At 70.4% G+C, this 16,198-nt stretch carries 14 protein-coding genes; 2 read left to right on the top strand and 12 right to left on the bottom strand.

The window, feature by feature from the left end; translation table 11 throughout:
- Positions 1-32 precede the first annotated feature (32 nt).
- The 4 genes from ACQPWU_RS34685 to ACQPWU_RS34670 are packed head-to-tail and all read right to left on the bottom strand — an operon-like array spanning position 33 to position 4,434.
- Entirely contained in the window at positions 33-653 is a 621-nt protein-coding gene (locus ACQPWU_RS34685) for a hypothetical protein (protein ID WP_433429416.1), read from the bottom strand.
- On the bottom strand, positions 640-2,193 hold the full coding sequence (locus ACQPWU_RS34680; RefSeq protein WP_433429413.1) for a substrate-binding domain-containing protein: 1,554 nt from the start codon (positions 2,191-2,193) through the stop codon (positions 640-642). The genes ACQPWU_RS34685 and ACQPWU_RS34680 overlap by 14 nt, the downstream gene beginning before the upstream one ends.
- Entirely contained in the window at positions 2,190-3,335 is a 1,146-nt protein-coding gene (locus ACQPWU_RS34675) for a toxic anion resistance protein (RefSeq protein WP_433429411.1), read from the bottom strand. The genes ACQPWU_RS34680 and ACQPWU_RS34675 overlap by 4 nt, the downstream gene beginning before the upstream one ends.
- Positions 3,336-3,351: 16 nt before the next feature.
- Complete coding sequence (locus ACQPWU_RS34670; RefSeq protein WP_433429409.1) at positions 3,352-4,434, bottom strand: hypothetical protein; 1,083 nt, start codon at positions 4,432-4,434, stop codon at positions 3,352-3,354.
- Positions 4,435-4,706: 272 nt separating this feature from the next.
- Between ACQPWU_RS34670 and ACQPWU_RS34665 the strand changes: the two genes are divergently transcribed.
- Positions 4,707-5,525 (top strand): ACT domain-containing protein, encoded by an 819-nt coding sequence (locus ACQPWU_RS34665; RefSeq protein ID WP_433429407.1) that lies wholly within the window; start codon positions 4,707-4,709, stop codon positions 5,523-5,525.
- Positions 5,526-5,561: 36 nt separating this feature from the next.
- Positions 5,562-6,158 (top strand): arabinofuranosidase catalytic domain-containing protein, encoded by a 597-nt coding sequence (locus ACQPWU_RS34660; RefSeq protein ID WP_433429405.1) that lies wholly within the window; start codon positions 5,562-5,564, stop codon positions 6,156-6,158.
- A 238-nt stretch (positions 6,159-6,396) separates the two neighbouring features.
- Here ACQPWU_RS34660 and ACQPWU_RS34655 read toward each other — a convergent pair whose 3' ends face one another.
- The 8 genes from ACQPWU_RS34655 to ACQPWU_RS34620 are packed head-to-tail and all read right to left on the bottom strand — an operon-like array spanning position 6,397 to position 16,123.
- A complete protein-coding gene (locus ACQPWU_RS34655; RefSeq protein WP_433429403.1) occupies positions 6,397-7,725 on the bottom strand; it encodes an aminopeptidase P family protein in 1,329 nt (442 codons plus the stop codon).
- Positions 7,718-8,992 carry an alpha/beta fold hydrolase gene (locus ACQPWU_RS34650; protein ID WP_433429400.1) on the bottom strand — a complete coding sequence of 425 codons (1,275 nt, stop codon included), beginning with the start codon at positions 8,990-8,992 and terminating at the stop codon, positions 7,718-7,720. Before ACQPWU_RS34650 ends, ACQPWU_RS34655 begins: the two co-directional genes overlap by 8 nt.
- Positions 8,989-9,801, bottom strand: coding sequence for an ATP-binding cassette domain-containing protein (locus ACQPWU_RS34645; RefSeq protein ID WP_433429398.1), 813 nt, complete (start codon positions 9,799-9,801; stop codon positions 8,989-8,991). The genes ACQPWU_RS34650 and ACQPWU_RS34645 overlap by 4 nt, the downstream gene beginning before the upstream one ends.
- Positions 9,798-10,598, bottom strand: a complete 801-nt coding sequence (locus ACQPWU_RS34640) for an ABC transporter ATP-binding protein (RefSeq protein ID WP_433429395.1) — start codon at positions 10,596-10,598, stop codon at positions 9,798-9,800. The genes ACQPWU_RS34645 and ACQPWU_RS34640 overlap by 4 nt, the downstream gene beginning before the upstream one ends.
- Positions 10,595-11,590 (bottom strand): ABC transporter permease, encoded by a 996-nt coding sequence (locus tag ACQPWU_RS34635; RefSeq protein WP_433429392.1) that lies wholly within the window; start codon positions 11,588-11,590, stop codon positions 10,595-10,597. The genes ACQPWU_RS34640 and ACQPWU_RS34635 overlap by 4 nt, the downstream gene beginning before the upstream one ends.
- Positions 11,590-12,522 carry an ABC transporter permease gene (locus ACQPWU_RS34630; RefSeq protein ID WP_433429390.1) on the bottom strand — a complete coding sequence of 311 codons (933 nt, stop codon included), beginning with the start codon at positions 12,520-12,522 and terminating at the stop codon, positions 11,590-11,592. The genes ACQPWU_RS34635 and ACQPWU_RS34630 overlap by 1 nt, the downstream gene beginning before the upstream one ends.
- A complete protein-coding gene (locus tag ACQPWU_RS34625; protein ID WP_433429387.1) occupies positions 12,522-14,213 on the bottom strand; it encodes an ABC transporter substrate-binding protein in 1,692 nt (563 codons plus the stop codon). Before ACQPWU_RS34625 ends, ACQPWU_RS34630 begins: the two co-directional genes overlap by 1 nt.
- On the bottom strand, positions 14,210-16,123 hold the full coding sequence (locus tag ACQPWU_RS34620) for a glycoside hydrolase family 127 protein (protein ID WP_433429385.1): 1,914 nt from the start codon (positions 16,121-16,123) through the stop codon (positions 14,210-14,212). Before ACQPWU_RS34620 ends, ACQPWU_RS34625 begins: the two co-directional genes overlap by 4 nt.
- Between the last annotated feature and the right edge of the window lie 75 nt (positions 16,124-16,198).

Raw genomic sequence — 16,198 nt, 5'->3', positions numbered from 1 at the left:
CGGGGAGCACGTCCCGGCCTTGGCGGGCCTCGCTAGCCGAGGTCCAGCTCGGAGCCGCCGAACCTGTCGCGCAGGAACCTCCCCTGGTCCCGCAGCGCCTGCTCGTCGCCGCGGTGGATCGCGTCGGCGACCTTGCGCAGCTCGGCGTCGAGCAGCGCGATCTGGGCGAGCAGCTCCTCGTGCGCGCTGCGCTCCCGCTCGGCCCGCCGGGCGAGGGCGTAGCCGCGGGGCAGGTTCGCGTACGCCTCCAGGCCGGCGGGCAGGTAGCGGCGGATCGTCTGCGACACCACGTGGAGCTGGTCGGGGGAGGAGGTGAGCTGCTCGGCCCTGGCCAGCACGCCCCTGAGGACGTCGGCCAGCGCGTCCACGGCGGCGTGCACGTCCTCCGGGAAGCGCCCGTCGATCCGCCGGAGCAGCCCGTCCAGGTCGGCGCGCAGTGCCCGCGTCTCCACCTCGGCGTGCGAGATCGTCAGCCGGACGCGGTCCGGCGGGGCGAGCAGCGCGCCCACCCCGTACAGAGCGGCCACGACCACCGGCCAGAACGTGCCCGCCAGCCCCAGGAAGTGGGCCAGCAGGCCGAGCAGCGCCAGGCAGCAGCCGACGATGTTCCTGGTCGAGCCCAGGTAACGCAGCACCCGATCACTGATAGCCACGGATCTCCTTGAACGCGGCGCCCAACGACGTCGAACGGGCGTCGAACACGGCACCGCCGGTCAGCTCGGCCACCTTGCGCATCTCCGCCACGTCGCTCTCCCCGAACAGCACCACGAACGTCGGCGCCCGGCGCCGCTCCTCCGGCAGCGACCGGTAGTACGTCTCGAAGGCGGCGTAGTCGGAGCCGTTGGTGTTCTCGCCGTCGGTCATGAGCACGATCGAGGCGTAGTGGCCGGACGCGGGCGCACGGTCGTAGGCGGCTCTGAGGCTGTCGTAGATCGCGGTGCCGCCCGCCGCGCTCAGCCCCTCCGCGAACCGCCTGATCTCGGCGAGCACCGGCTCCGGGTCGCGTTCGGGGACGGTGAAGGGGACCGGCTCCTCTGCCGCGCCGTTGAACGGGATCATCGTGACGACCTCGCGGTTGCTGAAGCGCGAGAACGCGCCGGAGGCCGACGTGTCCGCGCCGGTCAGGGCCACCAGCGCCTGCCGCAGCGCGTCGATCCTCTCGCCCTTCATCGAGCCGGACGTGTCCAGCACGAACCTCGCCTCCGCCGGCACGCGCACCTGGTTGAGGTAGGTGGCGATGAGCTCGTCGGCGGTGCCGCGCCGGTTCGGGAAGGGCAGCTCGATGAGTTGTGCCGCGCCGAAACGGGTGTCGAGGGTGACGCCGGGCACGATCGGCCGCCGGTGGGTGCCGGTCATGATGTCCTTCTGCACGGCGGGTGTGCGCAGCCAGGCGGCGAGCTTGCCGTACAGGACCTTCTTGTCCTCGGGCGCGGAGGCGAGCAGCGTGAGCGGGTAGTCGGCGCTGACGACGCCGTCGCTCGGATAGACGATCGTGAGCGGTTCGCGCAACCCGAGCAGCACCGACTCGTAGTTCACCAGGCCGTCCACACGCGGGTCGCGGGCATAGGCGTCGGCCAGCCAGCCCGACGAACCCGCCGTCAGCCGCTGCGCGGAGAAGAACTTCTTCAGTTTCGGCGTCACCGTGCCGACCTGCTCGGTGCTGAGCGCCCCGTCCGCGCCCGACAGCGCCGCGGCCACCCCGACGAGGGCGGAGAAGCCCGAGTTGGAGGAGGCGGGGTTCGTCATGCCGAAGCTGAACCTGCCGTCCCCGGCCGCCGCCGCGATGTCCGCCCACGATACCGATCCCTTGTCCCAGCCCAGCTCGGCGGCCTTGGCCGGCTTCAGGCCCAGCACGACCGGTGAGACCATGACCTTGGTCTGGGTGGACAGCCTGGCCTGGGCCCCGTCGATCAGGGACAGGTAGCGGTTGGAGGAGAACCACGTGGCGTCGAGGCGGCCGTCGGCGCGGCCGCTCGCGACCTGCTCGGCGCCGTCGAGGGTGCCGGTGTAGGTGAGCTTGACACGGACCCCGGCCTCCCGCTCGGCGCGATGGAGCAGCGGCTCGAGGTCCTTGATCTCGCTGCCGGCCAGCACCCGCAGCACATCCGGCTGGTCCGCCGGCTCGCCTGCCTGGGCGCAGGCGCCCGCCAGGAGGAGGGCGGCCACGGCCGCCCAGAGGGGAGCTCGCCTCACTGCGCCGTCCCCTCATGGGCGCGCTCCAGATACGTGCGCGCGTGCTCGAGCTCCGAGGACAGGCTGTCCACGGTGGCCGCCATGTTGTCCACGGCCTTCGCCCGGAACGTGTCGATCAGGTCCATCGTGGCGTAGACGTTGTCGAAGGCCTGGCGCAGCGTGTCCATGTCCACGGTCGTGGAGGCCGCCTGGTTCTGGATCGCGCCCGCTTGCGTGCGCAGCATCTCGCTGGTGGCCAGGATCAGATCGCCCGTCGTGGCGTTGAGGGCGCTGATCTGGTCGAGCACCAGCTTCTGGTTCGCCAGCGCCTGGGCGACCGTCACCGCCGTGCGCAGGGCCGCGACCGTGGTCGTGGTGGCCCGGTCCACGCCCTTGCTCAGCTCCAGGTTGTTCTTCCGTACGAGATCGAGCGCCAGGTAGCCCTGCGCCGAGACGGCCAGCTGGGTGAGGATGTCCTGGTGCTTCTGGCGGACGGCGAACAGCGCGTCGGAGCGCAGCGCCGTGGCCCGCTCCTCGTCGGCCAGCACGATCCGCTCCTCAAGGGCGGCGTCCATCGCCTTGGCCATGACCGCGTACTCCTGCAGCCGCGTCATGGCCTCCCACAGGTTGGCCTTCTCGCCCTCGATGGCGGCGTTGTCGCGCAGCAGCTCGTCCTGGCCGGACTTGAGCGCGCGGACGATGTCGTCGAGGTGCTTCTGCGCGGAGTGGAACTTGGCGAAGTAGTCGCGCAGCCGATCGCCGAAGGGGATGAGCCCGAGCAGCTTGCGGGTCCCGGAGGCGGCCTGCTTCGGATCCAGGTCCACGACGGTGCGGCGCAGCGCCACGAGCTCATTCGCGACCCTGGACTGGGCGTCGGAGCCCTCGCCCCTGGCCGCGCCCAGAGCGGCGACCGGCCGCTTGAGCATGCGGTTGGCCACCTGCGACGCCGAGCGGATCTCGCTGTCGCCCATCGAGGAGATGTCGTGCACCTTACGGGCGAACTCCGGCGAGCGCGGATCGAGCCCGCCCAGCTCCCCGGCGAAGTCCTGGGCCTTGGCGGTCAGCTCGGCCGCCCGCTCGGCGGAGATCGGCAGCATGCCCGCCGCCGTGTCGGCGGGGACCGGCGTGACCGGCGCGGGCGGCGTGAGCACCAGATCGGACAAGTGAGAGGTCTCCTCGCTAGGGCCGTGCGGAGTCGATGGTGGTGATCAGCTTGTCCAGCCGCTCGTACGTGGGCGGCTCGACGACGTCGACCAGGTCGGCCGCGACCGGCGCCCCCGTCTTGGCGACCAGGTCCGTGAACGCCTGGGGGCTCGTGGTGCGGAAGCCGTACGCGGCCGCCAGGGCCTGCAGCTCCGGGTCCTTCGTGAGCAGCCGGCCCACCTTGTCACCCGGCTCCGACAGCGGGACCAGCGTGTGCTTGCTGAGCACGGTCGGCGAGGGGTAGACCAGCCGCATGTCAGGCTTGATCGCGCCGTCTCCGGCGAAGACGTGCGCGAGATACTGTGCCTCGTAGACGACCAGCATCGGCGTCTTGCCGGCACCCAGCGCCAGGTAGTCGTCGAACGACGCCTCGCTGGTGGACTCGGAGAAGCCCTGGTCGAGCACGGCCGGCGCCACGACTGGGGCTACCTTGGCGATCTGGGCGTCCGAGGTGATCACGTCCTCGCCGTTGGCCACGTAGGCGACCGCCGACAGGTACATGGCGGCGGAGTTGGACGTGCGGATGTCGGTGGTGGTGAGCAGCACCCTCTTGCGTGCCTTATATGCCGAATTACCGGGAATTTGATCCCATCGGGTGCCTTTAGCTACTAATTCTAGATATTTCTTAATATCGAGAGTTTGTGAGCCTTTGCCGGAATCGCGGAGCACACCCGTCTTGACCAGCAGGGCGGCGATCGGCTCGAACGTGGCCACCGCCATCGGCGAGTAGAACGGCGAGTACGTGGTCGTGGCTCCGCGGTCGCGCTTGATCCGCTCGGCGGCCGGGACGCTGGAGGGGAAGGCGAAGGCGTAGCGGCTCAGGTCCACGTCGGTGACGATCTGCCGCGATCCCGCGGTGTCCACCTCGACCCGTAAGCCGTGCTTGGCGAAGGCCGCCTTCACCCGCGGATCGTCGAAGAACGGCTTCTTCTCCGAGCCGATGACCCCCCGTACAACGGTCATCTGGGGTCCGTCCTGCCCCTTGCCGCCCCAGAGGACGGCGACCACCGCCACCCCGGCGAGCACAGCCGCCAGAATGACGCCGATCCATCGCTTCATCGAACCCCGTTTCCTGAAATAACCCCCATGCCTGGAATTATGGGATAGCGCTCGTGGAGATCGCGCCGGTGGGAAGACGACCGTACGGCAGAATTCACTCGCCGTTCACGGACCACCCGCGCCGGAGGGCTTAGGCGATGTGAGAGCAGTGGCACGCCAGGAGATGTGCGGGTAAACAAGCCCAGATTCAGCTCAGGCGGTGAAGACGGTTTAATGCCGTCGCAACCGCGCCGTTCGTGATCGCGAAACACACCGCGCACATGCTGGGTGGCATGAGCGATGCACCCAAGGTGATGAACGGAAACCAGCGCTCCTGGCGGCGGGAGATCGTGGAGCTGGCCGCGCTGTTCCTCGCGGTCGGCCTGGCGCACCTGCTCGCGACCCTGCTCGGCCACCAGGAACCGGGACCGGTCCTGATGGTCGGGCTGGGGGCGGCGCTGATCGTCGGGGCGGCCATTCACAAGCGACTGGGCCGCCGTCCCCGGCGCGCGGCTCCCGCGCTCCCCGTGGAGGACGACGCGGGATCGCCCATGGTCCTGTGGCGCATTCGCATGCGGGTGATGGAGCGGCCCGGGCGGCTGGCCACGGTGGCGGGGGCGTTCGGCCGGCTCGGCTGCAACATCCTGGCCCTGCACATCGCGCCGACCGGTAGCAGCGCGATCACGCCCGCCGGGTGCGACGCCCTTGACGAGTTCGTCATCGAGGCGCCGCCCGGGCTGGTGCTCGACGTGCTGGCCGGGGCGCTGACCGAGGCGGGCGGGCACGACGTGGTGATCGTGCCCGCGCAGGTGAAGGATCTCACCGATCCCGGCGTGCAGGCTCTCGTCCTCGCGCAGCGGGTAGGTGCGGACCCTGATCGGCTGCCCGAGGCCATGGCCGAGTTGCTGCGGGTCCCGCGGGTGGAGTGGCGGCGGCCCGGCGACACCGTGGACGAGGGCGCCAAGCTGAACACCACCATGGTGATCTCCGTCAACCCGGATCGTGCGCTGCTGATCCGGCGCCCCGAGCTGCCGTTCACGCCGACCGAGGCGGCACGCGCCGCGGCCCTGACGGCCACCGCCCGCCAGGCCCGCTACAGCACGCCCGACTGACCACGGGGCCGGCTGACCCGGGCCGCCCGCGCCGCAGTGCTGAATTTTCACCACCACCGGTCACCACGAAATGTGACCGCTCCCAGCAAGCCGGGCCGGCAGCGCCGGCCCGGGCCCGGACTTCACGGGTCCTGTCGGCGTCGTATTCGCTGCGCCGCACCACCACCGCTCCACCCGACGACGAAGAACGGTCCCGGCGCCATGGACGCGATCTACTTCGGCACCAGCTGCTGGTTCGGCGGCTGCTCGGGAACCGGACCCTGGGTCCAGGCGGACCTCGAATGGGGGCTCTACCCCGGCGGGAGCACGTCATGGAACCCGAACCAGCGGGCGTTCACCAGCAAGTACGTCACGGCGATGCTGAAGAACAACGGCACGACCCGATTCGCGATCAAGGGGGCCAACGCGCGGTCCGGCGGCACGACCACGCTGTGGGACGGCGGGCTCCCCAGCGGATACAGCCCCATGAAGAATCAGAACGCCATCATCCTGGGCAGCGGCGGTGACCGCTGCGTCGGCAACACCAACCTCAGCGCCGGGACGTTCTACGAGGCAGCCATGGTCTCGGGCTACCCGTCCGACCCGGCCGAGAACGCGGTGCAGGCCGACATCGTCGCCGCAGGCTACCGCTAGCCCTCGAACGCGTACACCGTCTCCCACGGCACGTCGTGCCCGGCCGCCCCACTCCGCCAGGGCGGCCCGCGGCCACCTCCTCCGACGCCCGGGTCGCGCGCAGAGCTCCGCCGCACCACGACCGCCGACCCGGCGCCCGAAGGAGCCGGGCCTGCGGCCGGGGCGGTGTCCGTAGGGTTCGCGGCCGGAGCGGCGCCCGGCACCGCTCAGCGAGGCGGCCGGTGGGGCCGTGCGGGCCTCAGCTGGAGGCCTCCTTCGCCCAGTGCTCCAGACCGCTCGCGTCGATGGGCAGGGCGTCCGAAAGGATCTCCGTCCCCGCCGAGGTGACCAGCAGGTCGTCCTCGATCCGTACGCCGACCCCGCGCAGCTCCGGCGGGACCGTGCGGTCATGGGCGTGGAAGTACAGCCCGGGCTCGACGGTGAGCACCATGCCGGGCTCCATGACGGCGCCCTGGTATGCCTCCGGGCGGGACTGGGCGCAGTCGTGTACGTCCAGGCCCAGGTGGTGGCCGATGCCGCAGATCAGGTAGCGGCGGTGGTGCTGGCCGCGGTCCGACAGGGCCTCGTCCACCGAGACGGGCAGCAGCCCCCAGTCGTCCAGCCCGCGCGCGATGACCTCCATGGCCGCGTGGTGGAAGTCGGTGAACCGGCGGCCGGGACCGACCTGCGCCATGCCCGCCCGGTGCGCCTTCTCCACCAGGTCGTGCACCTGCCGCTGGGCGGGGGAGAAGGCACCTGAGACGGGGAAGGTGCGGGTGACGTCGGCGGTGTAGTGGCTGCGTACCTCCACGCCCATGTCGAGCAGCAGCAGCTCGTCCGGCAGGACGGGGCCGTCGCAGCGCACCCAGTGCAGGGTGGGGGCGTGCGGGCCGCTGCCGACGATGGTGGGGTAGCCGGGGCCGTTGCCGTACGCCCTGGCGTAACGGTCGAACGTGCCCTGCAGCCACCGCTCGCCCGCGCCCTCGACGGCCGCCGGGACCTCGGCCAGCACCGCCGCGAAGCCCTCGACCGTGCGGTTCACGGCCTCGCGGAGCTGGCCGATCTCCCACTCGTCCTTGATCATGCGTAGTTCGGACAGTACGCGAGGGAGCTCGGCGTCAGGCGGTTCCGGGGAGTCGGTGAACTCGCTCAGCGGCCGCACCTCGACACCGAGCGCCGCCGACCACTCGGCGAGTGACGGGGACGGGCCCACCCACAGCTCGCCGTACGCGGCGTCGGCGAAGAAGCCGAGGTCGCCGGGGCGCGCGGGCGGGGGCAGGTACACGGTGGCGGCGCCGCCGGCGATCACAGCCACGGCGTTCTCCGCCGCGCAGCCGGTGAGCCAGTAGAAGTCGCTGTCCACGCGGAAGTCGTAGGACATGTCGTTGTTGCGTACCGGCGCCCGTCCGGCCTTCACCACCACGGTCCTGCCGGGCAGCGCGGCGGCCAGGCGCTCACGGTGGGCGGCGGCGGCCTCGGCCGCGCCGGGCACCAATGTCGGAGTGCGGGCGGGAGCGTCCCAGCCTTCGGCGATGTAGTCGACGAACGCCGGGATCTCAGTCAGCTTGGGGGGCTTGCCGTCACTCACCAGTGATTCCTCCTCCTATGTCGCGCACCAGCCCGGTCAGCCGGGCGAAGACCCGTTCCTCTCCGATGCCGTCGTGCTCGTACTCGTTGGTGACCCAGGCCTGCGTGTTGCCGACCCTGGAGGCGGTGTCCAGCTGCAGGCCGGAGTCGACGTACATGTCGTCGAAGTAGACGGCCGCCGCCACCGGCACCTGGTTGGCCGCCAGGCGGTCCAGGTCGTACAGCAAGGGCCAGTCGGTACGCGTGGCGAGGAGTTCGACGGCGGCGCGGAAGGGGCGCAGCACGCGGATCTCCTCGAACATCCAGGGGTAGATCATCTCGCCGGTGAACAGCAGCGGCCTGGCGTCCTCGGCGAAGGCCGGGTGGCGGGCGCGCTCGCTCTGCGCCGCCCAGGCCGTGGCGCCGGGCCCGGATCCGTAGATGCTCTCCTGCAGGGCGGCGAAGAGCGGGTTGTCGGCGTAGGAGGAGCGGGCCAGCACCTGGTGCAGGAACGTCTCGGGCAGTTCGGCCGACTCGTCCAGCAGCCAGTGCATGCGCTCGTAGCCCGGCTTCATGCCGAAGTCGATCCCCAGCGACTGCAGCCGCCGCACGGTCAGCACGTCGCCGTCGGGCAGCAGCACGTCGCCGTAGGCCAGCCGGTCGGCCAGGCGGGCCACCGTCTCCACGTGGTGCGGGTAGCGGCGGTAGAACTCGGCGTTCTTGGCCGCGACCCGCGGATAGGTGCGCCGGTAGACCTCCGCGGCGTCGGGGTCCACGGAGGGCAGCCCCCCGGCCACGTAGCAGGCGCTCAGGCCCTCGGGCGCCTGCGACAGGTACGTCAGCGTCAGGAACCCGCCGTAGCTCTGCCCGAGCGTCGACCAGCGCCGGCCGCCGAAGACGGTCTTGCGCAGGTGCTCGGCGTCGGCCACGATCGAGTCCGCGCGGAAGCGGGCCAGGTAGTCCGCGCCCTCCTGCGGGTCGAGCGCGCTCATCACCCGCCCGTCGATCCGCGAGCTGCGGCCCGTGCCCCGCTGGTCGAGCAGGATCACCCGGTACGTCTCCAGCGCCTTGCCGAGCCAGCCCGACGTGCCGACCGGGCGCGGCCCCTTGCCGCCGGGCCCGCCCTGCAGATAGAGCAGGCACGGCAGGTCGTCGCCGTCCCGCACGGGATCCACCAGTTCCCTGGCGAACACCCTGATCGTGGCCTCGGGATCCGCCCAGTCGAGCGGCACCTCCACGACGTGGTCGCGTACCCGCATCCCGGGGATCGTGTAGGTCGCGGTGATCACAGCCTCTCCCTCCTGCGGCGGTCCCAGTCCGGGTTGATGCGCGGGATCGCCGCCAGCAGCGTCCGCGTGTACTCGTGCTGGGGGTCGCCGAACACCTGCTCGGTGTCCCCCAGCTCGACGATCTCGCCCTTGCTCATCACCGCGACCCGCTGGGCGATCTGCCGTACGACGGCCAGGTCGTGGGCGATGAACACGTAGCTGAAGCCGCTCTCGCGCTGCAGGCGCCGCAGCAGCTCGAGCACCTGCGCCTGCACCGACACGTCCAGCGCCGAGACGGCCTCGTCGCAGATCACCAGCTTGGGGTTGACGGCCAGCGCGCGGGCGATGCCGATGCGCTGCGCCTGCCCGCCGGAGAACTGCGCGGGGTAGCGCAGAGAGTGGTCGGGGTTCAGCCCGACGCGCTCCATCAGCTCCTTGGCGTGCGCCCGGCGGCTGCCGTTGGGCGCGATGCCCTGGTAGGCCAGCGGCGCCATCAGGATCCGCTCCACCGTGTGGCGGGGGTTGAGCGAGGAGAACGGGTCCTGGAAGACGACCTGGACGTTGGCGCGGAAGCGGGCCAGCTCGGCCCCCTTGGCGTGGGTGACGTCCTCGCCGTCGAACTCGAGCGTGCCCTCGCTCGGGTCCATCAGCTTGGCGATCATGCGGGCGGTCGTGGACTTGCCGCTGCCGGACTCGCCGACCACCGCCAGCGTCTCACCGAGGCTCACGTCGAAGCTGACCTGGTCGACCGCCGTGAACTCCGCCTTCGCACCCAGCGGGCCGCGCGAGACGAACCGCTTGGTCAGGCCCTTGGCCCGCAGCAGCGTCATGCGATCACCTCGTCGTCGATGCGGGGGATACTCTCCAGCAGCATCCGGGTGTACTCGTGGGCCGGCTCGGCGAACACCTGCTCGGCCGTGCCGTACTCGACCTGTTCGCCCTGGCGCATCACCAGCACGCGGGTGGCGATCGAGCTGATCACGGCCAGGTCGTGCGTGATGAACACCATGCCCATCCCGCTCTCCTGCCGCAGGCCGGCCAGCAGCTTCAGGATCTGCGCCTGCACGGTCACGTCCAGGGCCGTGGTCGGCTCGTCGGCGATCAGCAGCTCCGGCGAGCACACCAGCGCCATCGCGATCATGATGCGCTGTCGCTGGCCGCCGGAGAACTGGTGCGGGTAGTAGTCCACCCGCCGCTCGGCGTCCGGCAGGCCCACCTGCTGGAGCGCCTCGATCGCGACCTTCCGCGCCGCCTTGCGCGAACGGCCGCGGTGCGTGCGGTAGACCTCCTCGATCTGCAGGCCGACCTTGTAGTACGGGTTCAGCGACGACAGCGGATCCTGGAAGATCATCGACATCTGATCGCCGCGCAGCCGCCGCAGCTCCCGGTCCGAGCGGCCGAGCAACTCGGCGCCGTCCAGCCGGATGCTGCCACTGGTCATGGCGCCCTTGGGCAGCAACCCCATGATCGCCAGGCTGGTCATCGACTTGCCCGACCCCGACTCGCCGACGATCCCGACGGTCTCGTCCCGGCCGACGGTGAACGACACGTTCTTGACCACGTCCACCGGGCCCCGCGTGGTCGGGAAGGTGATGGTGAGGTCCTCCACGACAAGAAACTCGCTCATGTGGCCGTGATCCTCACTCTCGGGTCCAGCCTCGTGTAGACGAGGTCCACCACCAGGTTCCCGACCACCACGAAGAACGCCGCCAGCAGCGTCACCGCCATGATGACCGGCTGATCGTTCTTGGCGATCGAGTCGGCGGCCATCTTGCCCACGCCGTTCAGCCCGAACACCGTCTCGGTGATCAGCGCGCCGCCCAGCAGCCCGGCGAAGTCCATGCCGAAGATCGTCGCGATCGGTGTCAGCGCCGGCCGCAGCGCGTGCCTGCGCATGGTCAGCGCCGGGCTGAGGCCCTTGGACCTGGCCGTGCGCATGAAGTTCTCGGCCAGGGTGTCGATCACGTTGGCGCGGGTGAGCCGGGCGTACAGGCAGGCGTAGCCGGTGGCCAGCACGATCCACGGCATCAGGTACGACTGGAACCACACCACCGGATCGTCGCCGAACGCCACGGCCTGCGGGAACGGCAGCACCTGAAACTGCACCACGAGCAGGTACTGCAGGGCCAGCGCCAGCACGTAGTTGGGGATGCTGGAGCCGCCCAGCGCCAGGCCCATGGCCGAGCGGTCCCACCAGGTGTTCTCCTTGACCGCGCTGAGCAGCCCCGCGACGATCCCGAGGAACAGCCACAACACCGCCGCGCCGATCGCCAACGTCGCGCTGACCGGCAGTCGCTCCACCACCATGTCCATCACGGACTGGTTGGTCTGGAAGCTGTAGCCCAGGCACGGCGCGGCGCAGTGCACGAGGTTCGCGCCCTGGCCGTAGTCGCGCCCGGCGAAGATCCCGCCGAGGAAGCCGAAGAACTGCGACAGGAACGGCTGGTTCAGGCCCAGCACGTCGCGGATCTGGTCGATGCGCTCCGGAGTGCACGTCTTGCCGCAGATCATCACCGCCGGATCCGGCTGCAGCGTGTAGAAGAGCAGGAACGTGAACAGGCACACCAGGAAGAGGATCAGCACCATCCCGGCGAGCCGTCCGGCCACGTAACGCGCCATCAGGACGCCTCCCCCGCGTCGAAGGCGGTCCGCAACCGGTCGCCGAACACGGTCATCGACAGCACCGTGAGGAACAGGAACAGGCCGGGGATCGCGAAGTACATCGGATCGACGGCGTACCAGCCGACCGAGCTGGAGATCATCTGACCCCACGACGGGGTCGGCGGCGCCACGCCGATGCCCAGGAACGACAGGCCCGCCTCGGTCCCGACGTAGCCGGGCACGGCGAGGGTGGTCATGACGATCAGCGAGCTGCGCAGGTTCGGCAGGATCTCCTTGAACACCAGCGCCCCCGTGGAGGCGCCGGAGGCCCGCGCGGCCTCCACGAACTCCCGGTTCACCAGCGTCATCGTCTGCCCGCGCACCACCCGGGCCAGGTACGGCCAGCCGAACACGCTGATCACCACGACCAGCAGCACCGGCCGGTTGCCCTGGGGCAGCGCGGACAGGATCGCGATCATGAAGATGAGCGCGGGGAAGGCCATCAGGAAGTCCATGATCCGGCAGATCACCTGGTCGACCCAGCTCTGGTAGAACCCGGCCAGCATGCCCAGCACCACGCCGAGGAGCGTGGTGAGCACCGTGGCCGAGGCCGCGATGAGCAGCGAGACGCGGGCGCCGTAGGCGATGCGGGCCAGGAGATCGCGGCCGTTCTGCGGCTCGACGCCGAACAGGTGATCGGCGCTGATCCCGCCCAGCGAGCCGTGCGGGACCCCGCCCAGGTCGGTGTTGACGGCGGCGGTGTCGAAGTCGTTCGGTCCGTGGCCGGTGATCGCGCTGATCAGCGGCGCGCAGATCGCCATCAGCACGATCAGCGTGAGGTACGCGCCGCTGAGTACGGCCGCCCAGTCACGCAGCAGCAGGCGCGTGACCCGGCGACCCGAGGTGGCGGGCACGCCCGCCACCTGCTCTGGATGGGCTGCGACGGTCATTACTTCGTCGGCTTCGCCAGTCCGACGGAGACAAGATCGACGCCGCCGGAGAACGCGTTGGACTGGTAGGCGCCCGCCAGGTTCGCGCCGTTGACCAGGATCAGCTTCTCGTAGGCCAGCGGCACGACCGGAGCCAGCGCCATGATCTGCTTGTCCAGCTCGCCGTAGGCCGCGTTGGCCTGGTTCACGTCCGTCATCGCGGCGATCTCGTCGATCTTCGCGTTGATGTCCTTGTCGTTGATCTGGGCCAGGTTCGCGTTGCCCTTGGCGGTGATGTTGCGGCCGTCGAACAGCGGGGGCAGGAACGTCGCGCCGGAGGCCCAGTCCGGGCACCAGCCGGTCACGGCCATGTCCTTCTGCTTCGCCGGCGTGCCGATGACCTCGTAGTACGTGGAGGTGTCGATGTTGTTGATCTTGACGTCGATGTTGACCTGCTTGAGCGCCTCCTGGACGGCCACCGCGACCGCCGTCATCTTCGGCTGCGCGCGGCTGTCCAGGGTCAGCGAGAACCCGCCCGACAGGCCCGCCTCGGCCAGCAGCTGCTTGGCCTTCTCGACGTTGTACGGGTACGGGTCGTAGTCCACCCGGCCCGCGATCGTGGGCGGCTGGATCGAGGTGCCCTTGGCCGCCAGCGTCGACCCGCCCATCCCGGCCACGATGGTGTCCTTGTTGATCGCGTAGTTGATCGCCTGGCGCACGCGCACGTCGTTCAGCGGCTTCTTGGTGGTGTTCAGGCCCATGTACGTCGTGCAGCCGTTGAGCCCGGCCAGCGTGCGCGCCTTGATCTGCGGCGTCTGCACCCGCGCCACGGTCGCCGCCTGGATGCTCGAGCCGACCGCGTCGGCGTCGGTGCCCTGCCCGGCCAGCATGCGCTCGTCGATCGTGGCCGCGTCCAGCCCGAACGTCCACTCGAACGCGTCCGGCTTGGCCGCGCGCACGGTGTCGGTCTCGGCCTTCCACTGCGGGTTGCGGACCAGCTTCAGCGACGAATTGTGCTGGTAGCTCGCCACCTTGTACGGCCCGCTCGCGATCGGCTTGGTGTCGAACGCCGCGGCCGCTCCCGTGCCCTTGGGGAACGGGGTGAAGTTGGGCATCGCCAGTGCGTTCGGGAAGTCGGCGAACGGCTTCTTGAGGTGGATGACGACCGTCTTGGCGTCCGGCGTCTCGATCGCGTCGAGGTCACCCGACAGGTACGGGCCCTTGTAGTCCTTGGGCGCGTCGATCAACAGCTTGGCGTACGGCGAGCCGACCCCCGCCTCCGGGTCGAAGGCCCGCGAGAAGCCGAACTTGACCGCCTCGCTGTTGATCGGCGTGCCGTCCTCGAAGAACAGGCCGTCCTTGAGCGTGTACGTCCACGTCTTGCCGCCGTCGGACGGCGTGCCCGTGTCGGTGGCGAGGTCGGCCTGGATCTTCGTGCCCTCGGCGCCCGGCCCGGCCCCGAACGTCGTCAGCCCCCGGTAGATGAGCCGGTAGAAGTTGTTCACACCGCCGTCCCAGCCCCGGACCGGGTCCAGGTGGGAGAAGTCCGCGTTGGCCAGCACGTGCACCGTGCCGCCGGTCGCGGCGGCCGCGGCCGACCCGCTCGGGGCGCCGCCGGCGGGTGCCGTGCCGCCTGCGCCGCCGCCACCACACGCGGTGAGCGCCAGCACGGCGGTCATGGTGACGCTCGTGAGCGCAGCCGATCTCCTCATGTCGCCTTCTTTCCGTTAGTCGCGGGGGTTCTGACCCAGACCCGCATGGCTTCGGGGCCGCGGTTGCCCCACAGGAAGTAGGGGACGAAGGTCGCCTCGACCCTCGTCTCCGGAAGCGCCTCGTCCAGGGGGAGCTCGGGGTAGAGCTCGGCGGAGGACGGGGGCGCGGAGCTCGTGTCCACGCGCAGCACGACGGCCTCGTCCCGCCGCTCGATGTTCGCGCTAACAACGTCGTGGACCCCGACCGTCAGGTCGTCGACCGGGGCATGCGGGCTGTCGTGCTGCTCGACGCAGTAAACGAGCGGTCCCCGGGCCAGGCTGACCGCGCCCCTGGTGGCGTCGAGGTAGGGGTGCGAGCCGTGCGCCCTGACCGGCATGGGCAGGGTGAGGCGCACCTCGTCGCCCGCCGACCACTCGCGCTCAAGGGTGACCCAGCCGCCGGACTCCCGCGCGTCGCAGGGCTCGCCGTTGACGGTGATTGTCACGTTCCTGGCCCAGCCGGGGATGCGCAGCACCAGCCCGTACGGCCCGTCCGGGGCCCGCTCGACGGCGATGCGTACGTCGCCGTCCCACGGGTACGCGGTCTCCATCGCCAGCTCCAGCTCGGACGTCTGGATCCTGGCCTGCGTATAGGTGGCGATCAGCACGGCGCCGTCCCGCTCGGCCGCCACGTAGTCGGCGAGCTGGGCCATCCAGCGCACGATGTTCGGCGGGCAGCACGGGCAGCCGAACCAGGCGCGGCGCAGTGGCTCGCCGCCCGGCTCCGCGCCGCTGCGCTGCTCGTGGTCGGGGCGGCGCTGGAGCGGGTTGTCGTAGAAGAACGCCCTGCCGTCCGCCGACAGGCCCACGGCGTAGGCGTTGTAGAGCACGCGCTCGAACACGTCGAGGTATTTCGCGCCGCCGGTGGCCAGGAACATCCGCCAGGTCCACTGCATGACGGCGATGGCCGCGCAGGTCTCGCTGTAGGCGCGCTCGGACGGCAGCTCGTACCTGTCGCCGATCGCCTCGTCGGAGTGCCGGCTGCCCAGGCCGCCCGTGACGTACAGCTTGGTCGCCACCATGTCGTCCCAGAGCCGCTCCAGCGCCTCGAGCAGCGACCGGTCGCGGGTCTCCAGGAAGACGTCGGCCGCGCCCGCCGCCAGGTAGGTCATGCGCACGGCGTGACCGGTCACCGACGGCAGCTCGCGCAGGGGCACGTGGTCCTGGAAGTACTCGCCGGAGAAGGTCCTGTGCTCGAGCTGTCCGGTGCCCCTGCGGTCGACGAACGCCGCCGCCATGGCCAGGTAGCCGCGCTCGCCCGTCTCCCTGAACAGCTCGACCAGCGCCATCTCCACCTCGGGATGCCCGCAGACGCCCCTCTCGCGGAACCTGTCCAGCACCAGGTCGGCGAAGCGCACCGCCACGCGCAGCAGCCGGTCGTCGCCCATCCTGCGGTTGGCGGCGACGGCGGCCTGGATGAGGTGGCCCAGGTTGTACAGCTCGTGCCCCCAGGTCAGGTCCTCCCACGGCTTCTTGGCCGACGCCGGGTCCTGGAAGAAGGAGTTGAGGTAGCCGTCCTCGGCCTGGACCCGTTCCAGCAGCCCGACGACCTCGTCGAAGAACTCCCTGGTGGCGGGGTCGCCGTCACCCAGCTCGTAGGCCAGGCCCTCGAGGGTCTTGTACAGGTCGGTGTCCAGGAACGGGTAGCGGCCCCGGTAGGGGGCGGGGTGCTCCTCCAGTAGACGGCTCAGGTTGGCCACGTTGCCCGCGGCGCGTAGCTGCTCGATGGTGTGCGGGATCGTGGCCGTGCTGTTCCGGCGCTGCCAGTGGTGGAGCAGGCCGCCGGTGATGCGCACGCCGGACAGCGGCCGAACGGCTCCGGACGCGGTGCGTACGGCGCCGGCCAGGGGCTTGACCTGCTTAGACGTCATGATCCATCCCAGTAATGTGTGGCATTGCACTGCACCTTAGGTGCCCGGGAGGCGTGTTGCCAAGGGTTACGGGTG

It is taken from the genome of Nonomuraea sp. CA-141351 (assembly GCF_050944675.1).
Taxonomy (GTDB): Bacteria; Actinomycetota; Actinomycetes; order Streptosporangiales; family Streptosporangiaceae; genus Nonomuraea.
Note: the sequence above shows the minus strand (reverse complement) of the source record. Positions and strands in the feature narration are given on the sequence as shown.